Below are 7,282 nucleotides of genomic sequence, written 5' to 3' on the forward strand. Positions count from 1 at the left end.
CCCGTTCCGCACTATGCGAAACGGGCTTCTGCGTTGATGCAGCTTTGTCTAGCCGTTCATGGCCAGCAGGAACTCTTCGTTGTCCTTGGTGCCTTTCATGCGGTCTTTGAGGAACTCCATAGCTTCGGAAGCCGTCATGTCGGACATGAACTTGCGAAGCACCCAGATGCGGTTGAGCTCGTCCTTGCTCATGAGCAGGTCTTCGCGGCGGGTACCGGAAGCGGGCACGTCGATGGCCGGGAAGATGCGCTTATTGGCCAACTTCCGGTCGAGCTGCAGTTCCATGTTGCCGGTACCCTTGAATTCCTCGAAAATCACCTCGTCCATTTTGGAGCCGGTTTCGATGAGGGCCGTGGCAATAATAGTAAGCGAACCGCCGTCTTCCACGTTGCGGGCCGCGCCGAAAAAGCGCTTGGGCTTGTGCAAGGCGTTGGCATCGACACCACCCGACAGAATCTTACCCGAGGCCGGCTGCACCGCGTTGTAGGCGCGGGCCAGGCGGGTAATCGAATCAAGCAGAATAACCACATCATGGCCGCACTCGACGAGGCGCTTGGCCTTTTCCAGCGCGATGGTGGCAATTTTCACGTGGCGGTCGGCCGTTTCGTCGAAGGTCGAGCTGAGCACTTCGGCCTTCACGGTGCGGGCCATGTCGGTCACTTCCTCCGGCCGTTCGTCAATGAGCAGAATCATGAGGTACACCTCGGGATGGTTTTCCGAAATGGCGTTGGCAATTTCCTGCAGCAGCACCGTTTTGCCGGTTTTGGGCTGGGCCACAATCAGGCCCCGCTGGCCCTTGCCAATGGGGGCGAACAGGTCGAGAATCCGGGTGCTGTACTGGGCCGATTTGGTGGTCAGCTTGAGGCGTTCCTCGGCGAAGAGCGGGGTGAGATTGGTGAACGGAATTCGGTCGCGGGCTTCCTCTACCGAGCGGCCGTTCACGCTCTCCACACTCACGAGGGCAAAGTACTTCTCGCCTTCGCGGGGCGGACGGATAGTAGCTTTTACCGAGTCGCCGGCCTTGAGAGCGAACTGCTTGACCTGCTGGGGCGACACGTAAATGTCGTCGGGCGAGGTGAGGTAGTTGTAGAAGGGACTGCGCAGGAAGCCGTAGCCGCCATCGGGCATCATTTCCAAAGTGCCGTCGCCGGGAATCACAAGGTCCATTTCCGGCAGCTTGTTGCCGCGCTGCTGCTGGTCGCGCTGCTGATCCTGCCGGTCGTTGCGCGGCTGGTCCTGGCGTTGCTCCTGGCGGCCCTGATCAGAGCGGCCGGCTTCGGCACCACCGCCGCTCTGGCGCTCGGTCTGGCGCTGCTGGCGGGCAAGCTCGCGGGCGGCAAACCGCTCCTCGCGGCGCTGCTCGCGCTGTTCCCGGCCATCAGGGCGGTTGCCGTCGCGCTGGTTACGGCCTTCGCGTGGCTGGTCGTTCCGGTTTTCGCGGCCCTCCCGGTTTTCGCGGCCCTCCCGCCCTTCCCGGTTCTCCCGGCCATCACGGCCACTGTAGCTGTCAGCGCGGTCGTCGCGGAAGTTGCGGGGCTGGTCGGCGCGCGGGGCACCGGCCGTTTCGTCGGCTACTGCGGCGGCTACGGTAGCACCGGCCAGATCATCAGAAAGCGCGACGTCGGCCAGGGCGACATCGGCCAGGGCGGCATCGGAGGCCGTGATGGGGCGGCCGGCGCGGTCGGTGCGGATACGGCGCTCGGGGCGCTGGTAGAGCTTTACCGGGCGGTCGGCGCTGCCGGGCTCCTCTATTGCGTCTGCGGCTACGGCTGCGGCAGCCGGCTCGGCGGGCGTGGCCGTCAGGGTTACATCAGAATAGGTAGGCGAAGGAGCCGACGCTTCCGGAGCCATAGGGCTGGGAGCTGCTTCGGGGGCGACAGCAGCCATTTCGGCGGGGGCCAATGGTGCGGGGGCCTGCTGAGCCGCCTGCTCGGCCGCAGCTTTGGTGCGGCTAACGGCCGGGCGTGCCGCCGCTTTTTTCGGGGCTGCGGCCTGCGAAGCGCGGGCGGCAGGCTTTTTAGGCGCTGCTTCGGCGGCTACCGCGGCGACGGCAGCAACAGGTTCCGCGGCTGGTCGGGCGGCGGGTCGGGGTGCGGGGCCCTTCGCCTGGTGGTCTAAAATCTTGTAAATCAGGTCTTGCTTACTCAGCTTCTTGAAATTACCCACCTCAATGGTTTCGGCAATCTCCTTCAACTCGGACAACAAACGGTCCTTTAGCTCGTCGATGGTGTACATATACTGATGTGGGGGGCAAAAAAGGGAATTCGGGGCCGCGCGCGCACCGCACAAGCGAGGCAAGGGGCATTCCGGACATCAGTAGCAACCGCGGGGCGGTGCCTGATGCAGGGAAAAGCAGGAAATGGGTAAGTGAAACCGGCTGGCGCGGGGCGAAGACGGGCGGGGCGTAAAGAATAAATCAGCTAACGGGCCCGCCGGCTAAGGCCGACTTGTATGTGCAATGTTAACGGAATATGCGGGAACTGCCAAATCGGGCTTTCAATCCGGCCACTCAGGCTGGTACGAGTGGCCCGGCGGCCGCGAAACAGGCGGCAGCAGCCCCGAAGAACCCACCGGCTTGCTCTGGGCAACTGCTCGCAGCCTATACGGCGGGCTGCGCTGAAAGGATGCGGCCGGCCGCTTTGCCGCCCCGGAAATGGCCCACGCTTGGCGGTCGGAATCAAACGGCTATTTTTGGGCTTCCGAATTCGCTTTTTCTGCCCCACCAATATGCTGCAAGTTGCCGTCCTGAAAGAAAATACTGCGGCCGTGCTGGCTGCCCTGGCCAAGCGCCACTACCCCACCGCCGAAGCCGACGTGCAGGCCGTGCTCGACCTCGACCAGCGCCGCCGCGAGCTGCAAACCAGCCACGACCAAGCCCAGGCCGAAGCCAACGAGCTGGCCCGCCAGATTGGCGGCCTGATGAAAACCGGCCAGAAAGCCGAGGCCGAAGCCCTCAAGGTCCGCACCGGCGAGCTTAAGCAGCAAACCAAAGCGCATTCCGACGAGCTGGCCGACACCGAGAAACAGCTCCAGCAGCTGCTGTACAAGCTACCCAATCTGCCCCACGAAAGCGTACCCGCCGCCGCGCGGCCGACGACAACGAGGTGGTGCGCGAGTGGGGCACGAAGCCCGAGCTGGCGGCCGACGCCAAGCCTCATTGGGAGCTGATTGAGCAGTACGATATCATCGATTTCGCGCTGGGCAACAAGATTACCGGAGCTGGCTTTCCGGTCTATAAGGATAAAGGCGCCCGGCTGCAGCGGGCGCTCATCAACTTTTTCCTGGATGAAGCCCGCGCCGCCGGCTACGTCGAAGTACAGGTCCCGATTCTGGTAAACGAGGCCAGCGGCTACGGCACCGGCAACCTGCCCGACAAGGAGGGCCAGATGTACCACGCCACCGCCGACGACCTGTACCTGATTCCGACGGCCGAGGTGCCCATTACCAACCTCTACCGCGACGATATTATTGCCACTGAGCGGCTGCCCATCCGCAACACCGGCTACACGCCCTGCTTCCGCCGCGAGGCCGGCTCGTGGGGCGCGCACGTGCGGGGCCTCAACCGCCTGCACCAGTTCGATAAGGTGGAAATAGTACACATCACGCAGCCCGAAAACAGCTACGCGGCCCTCGACGGTATGGTGGCCCACATTGAAGGCCTGCTGCAAAAGCTGGAGCTCCCCTACCGCGTGCTGCGCCTGTGCGGCGGCGATATGGGCTTCACCTCGGCCCTCACCTTCGATTTGGAGGTGTGGAGCGGTGCCCAGCAGCGCTGGCTCGAAGTGAGCTCGGCCTCCAACTTCGAAACCTACCAAGCCAACCGCCTCAAGCTCCGCTACCGCCCCGAGGGCACCAAAACACAGCTGCTGCACACGCTCAACGGCTCGGCGCTGGCCCTGCCCCGCATTGTGGCGGCCTTGCTCGAAAACAACCAGACGCCCGAAGGCATCCGCCTGCCCAAAGCGCTGCACTCGTATTGCGGGTTCGAGACGATTGGCGGGTAACTCGCCGAATGAACGAGCTGTTATTCAGCGCAAAGCCCCTGATGTCCGTGCGGATGTCAGGGGCTTTGCGCTTGCGAAGGCTGCACTCGTTTATTCCTCTTTTAGCGTGGTAACAATGCGCAGGCTGGCTTGCAGCGTTTTCTGCACGGGGCACTTGGAAGAAACAGTTTCCAGGCGCTGGCGCTGCTCGGGCGTGAGAGGGCCAAGCAGGCGTAGCTCCTTATCCACCTGTTCGAGCAGTTGGCCGGTTTCCTCGCACTTTTCGCAGTCCTGCTCGTGTACGCGGCCGTGGCGCAGGCGTACTTCCACGCCTTCGAGCGGCCACTGCTTGCGGCTGGCGTAGAGGCGTAGCGTGATGGCCGTGCAGGATCCAAGGGCCGAAAGCAGCAGGTCGTAGGGCGTAGGGCCTTTATCGAGGCCGCCTACGCTTACGGGCTCATCGGCGAACCAGGTATGGCGGCCGGCCTGCACATCAGCTGTCAGGGCCTCGGGGCCGACTTTTACCAGTACTGTATAGTTATTGGCGGGCGTATCCGTCATAGTTCAGACAATGGGCATGGTTAGTTTCTGCATCAGCGCGTCGTTGGCCGGCGACGAGTAGGCGCCGTAGGCACTCACCAGCAGCCCGCACACGCCCTTATCCGACTCGATGGCGTAGAGGATGCTTTCGTCGCCGGGGTCAGTATCGCCTTCGAAGCGGTAGAACTCGCGCACCTGGAAATTGGCGGGGTGCAGCTTCAAATCCAGACCGGGACAGTGCAGGTGGTCATCGGCCAGGTTGAAATCATGGTCGTAGCCGTGTTGCTGCAGGTCGCGGATAGCCCCGCTGAGCGTGTCGTATGTTTTCATAGCTGGTTAGGGAAAGGCCCTATCAGCGGTACGCAACCACTTGCCAACCGTTGTGCTTTATTCGGGCTGGGCGGGCTCCGGCGGCCTCTCTCCCTCCTAGCGCCCGTCGCGGGCCGGGGGCAGGTCGAGGTTGAAGACGATGTCGCGCATACACTTGAAATGGCCCTGCGGACACTCGGCGAAGCCAATTTTCGAGCAGGGCCGGCAGGCCAGCCCTTCCACCTGCAAGAGCCGGAAATCGGTGCGGTAGGGGTACATGCCAAACTCGGGCACCGTGTTGCCCCACACGCTGAAAATCTCCTTCTGAAACGCTGCCGCTATGTGCATCAGCCCGGTGTCGTGGCTGACGACCAGCCGCGCCTGCCGCACCAGCGAGGCCGATTGGTTGAGGTTGAACTTCCCGCAGGCGTTGTAGATGATGGTTTGGGGGGCTGGCGGGCTCGCGTTTTTGGGGAAGTAGTAGGGGCTCTCCGGAATCCGGGGTGCCTGGGGCGGCGAGGCGGCCGCGCCCTCATCAAAAGCCAACTCGATAATGTGGCCGGTGCTTTCGTCGGTGGGGCCGCCCAGCAGCACCACCGGCTGGCGCAACAGCCCGCACAGCTCAATAATCCGCTCGACGGGCAGGCGCTTAGTGGCGTGCTGGGCTCCGATGGCAAAGGCCACGTAGCCGCGTTGGAAAGCGGGCGGCAGCACCTCGGCCACCTCCACCTCGTCTTCTTCCGGGATGAAATAATCGAGTCCCTGGTTATCGTTCCGCACGCCCAGCGGCGCGGCGGCGGCCAGGTAACGGTCCACGATGTGCACCCGGGGCAGGGTGTTAATCTTCCAGTTCACCAGCAACCACTTGCGAGCGTTGAGCTTGTCGAAGCTACTGGCTTTCACGCCCAGCCGGGCCTTGATAAGAGCCGTGCGCAGGTTGTGGTGCAGGTCGATGATGAAGTCGAACTGCTCGGCCCTGAGTTCAGCCACCAACTCACCCAAACTACCCGTCAGGCAATGCACCTGGTCGACGTAGGGGTTGTTTTCCACGATTCCGCGGAAAGCCGGTTTAGTGGCAAAGTGCAGCACGGCCCCCGCCACCTGCTGCTTCACGGCGCGGATAACAGGTGTAGTCAGCACGATGTCGCCGATGGAGGAAAACCGCAGAATCAGAATCTTCATTGAGTTACGCGTGAAAGAACGGTGTCATGCTGAGTGCAGCGAAGCGGAGTCGAAGCATCTCTACCGCAATAGTAAACTCAACAACAGGATTAGCATTGCAGTAGGGATGCTTCGACTCCGCTTCGCTACGCTCAGCATGACACCGTTCTTTTTATTCGAACAACGAGCCCTTACCCAAACAACGAATCCTGAAATTCCAGCGGGGGCTTGATGTTGGCTTTGCGCTGAGCGAAGTAGTCGGCGGCCTCCTGCACCGTTTTTGTGTTGAAGGTGGTGGCTTTAGTGAGACCGCCTTTGCGGCCCATCAGCACGCCGTAGCGCATATCGGCGTAGCCGCTGGTGTGGTGGGCGTCGGGGTTGATGCTGAGCTGCACGCCCTGCTCCAGCGCGTAATGCACCCAACGCCAGTCGAGGTCGAGGCGCCAGGGGTTGGCGTTGATTTCGATGATGACGTTGTGTTTCGCGCAGGCGTCGATGATGGCCTTATGATCGAGCGGGTAGCCTTCGCGGCGTAGCAGCAGCCGGCCGGTGGGGTGGCCGAGCATGGTGGTGTAGGGGTTTTCGATGGCCCGCAGCACCCGCGTGGTGGCCTTGCGCTCGTCCATTTTGAGGTTGGAATGCACCGAGGCCACAATGAAATCGAAGGTTTCGAGCACGGACGGCGCATAATCCAACCCGCCATCCGACAGAATATCCGACTCGATACCCTTGAAGATGCGGAACGGAGCCAGCTCCTGGTTGAGCTGGTCTATTTCCTGGTGCTGCTGGCGCACCCGCTCCACCGGCAGGCCGTTGGCGTAGTGGGCGGCCTGCGAGTGGTCGCATATTCCCAAGTACTCGTAGCCGCCGTCGCGCAGGAAAGTGGCCATTTCGCGCAGGCTGTGGGTGCCGTCGGAGTAGGTGCTGTGGTTGTGCAGTGAGCCGCGCAGGTCGCCGGGCTCCAGCAGCTGGGGCAGCTGGTGCTGGCGGGCCAGCGGCAGCTCCCACAGGCCCTCGCGCAGCTCGGGCTCCACGTATTGCAGGCCGGCGCGCTGGTAGAGGTCGGGTTCGGTGGCGAACTGCTCGCGCCCTAGCCACTGGCGCAGACTGGCCGGCTGGCCGGGCAGTAACTCGTCGTCGGTCAGGGCGCCGCTCAGATGGGCATCGGTGGCCGAAGTGAGCAGCAACTGGTTGGTAAACTCGGCGGGCGAAACCAGCCGCACTTCTACCTGCACGCCCGAGGCCGTGGCCGCGCCGCGCCAGGCAAACGGGCCGCTGCGGCGCGGGGT

At 62.9% G+C, this 7,282-nt stretch carries 5 protein-coding genes and 1 pseudogene; 1 reads left to right on the forward strand and 5 read right to left on the reverse strand.

What is annotated here, in order from left to right; all coding sequences use genetic code 11:
• Window positions 1-48: 48 nt before the first annotated feature.
• Window positions 49-2,235: a transcription termination factor Rho gene (rho, locus tag D0N36_RS13820; protein ID WP_116942383.1), complete on the reverse strand. Its 2,187-nt coding sequence runs from the start codon at window positions 2,233-2,235 to the stop codon at window positions 49-51.
• Between the two features lie 492 nt (window positions 2,236-2,727).
• On the opposite strand from rho, the pseudogene serS reads away from it, so the two are divergent.
• A pseudogene (gene serS, locus D0N36_RS13825) lies at window positions 2,728-4,004 on the forward strand (serine--tRNA ligase).
• Window positions 4,005-4,094: 90 nt separating this feature from the next.
• Here serS and D0N36_RS13830 read toward each other — a convergent pair.
• The 4 genes from D0N36_RS13830 to D0N36_RS13845 form a co-directional block, all read right to left on the reverse strand.
• Window positions 4,095-4,544, reverse strand: a complete 450-nt coding sequence (locus D0N36_RS13830; protein WP_116942384.1) for an OsmC family protein — start codon at window positions 4,542-4,544, stop codon at window positions 4,095-4,097.
• A gap of 3 nt (window positions 4,545-4,547) precedes the next feature.
• On the reverse strand, window positions 4,548-4,853 hold the full coding sequence (locus D0N36_RS13835) for a phosphoribosylpyrophosphate synthetase (protein WP_116942385.1): 306 nt from the start codon (window positions 4,851-4,853) through the stop codon (window positions 4,548-4,550).
• A gap of 96 nt (window positions 4,854-4,949) precedes the next feature.
• Window positions 4,950-6,014: a glycosyltransferase family 9 protein gene (locus D0N36_RS13840; protein ID WP_116942386.1), complete on the reverse strand. Its 1,065-nt coding sequence runs from the start codon at window positions 6,012-6,014 to the stop codon at window positions 4,950-4,952.
• A 170-nt stretch (window positions 6,015-6,184) separates the two neighbouring features.
• Window positions 6,185-7,282: PHP domain-containing protein (locus D0N36_RS13845; RefSeq protein ID WP_147320897.1), on the reverse strand; the 1,098-nt coding region annotated here is incomplete at its 5' end.

It is taken from the genome of Hymenobacter lapidiphilus (assembly GCF_003417065.2).
Classification (GTDB): Bacteria; Bacteroidota; Bacteroidia; order Cytophagales; family Hymenobacteraceae; genus Hymenobacter.

Excerpts from the sequence above, each read along its gene's own strand:
- D0N36_RS13830 (WP_116942384.1), bottom strand. The coding sequence starts at position 4,544 with ATGACGGATACGCCCGCCAATAACTATACAGTACTGGTAAAAGTCGGC.
- D0N36_RS13835 (WP_116942385.1), bottom strand. The coding sequence starts at position 4,853 with ATGAAAACATACGACACGCTCAGCGGGGCTATCCGCGACCTGCAGCAA.
- rho (WP_116942383.1), bottom strand. The coding sequence starts at position 2,235 with ATGTACACCATCGACGAGCTAAAGGACCGTTTGTTGTCCGAGTTGAAG.
- D0N36_RS13840 (WP_116942386.1), bottom strand. The coding sequence starts at position 6,014 with ATGAAGATTCTGATTCTGCGGTTTTCCTCCATCGGCGACATCGTGCTG.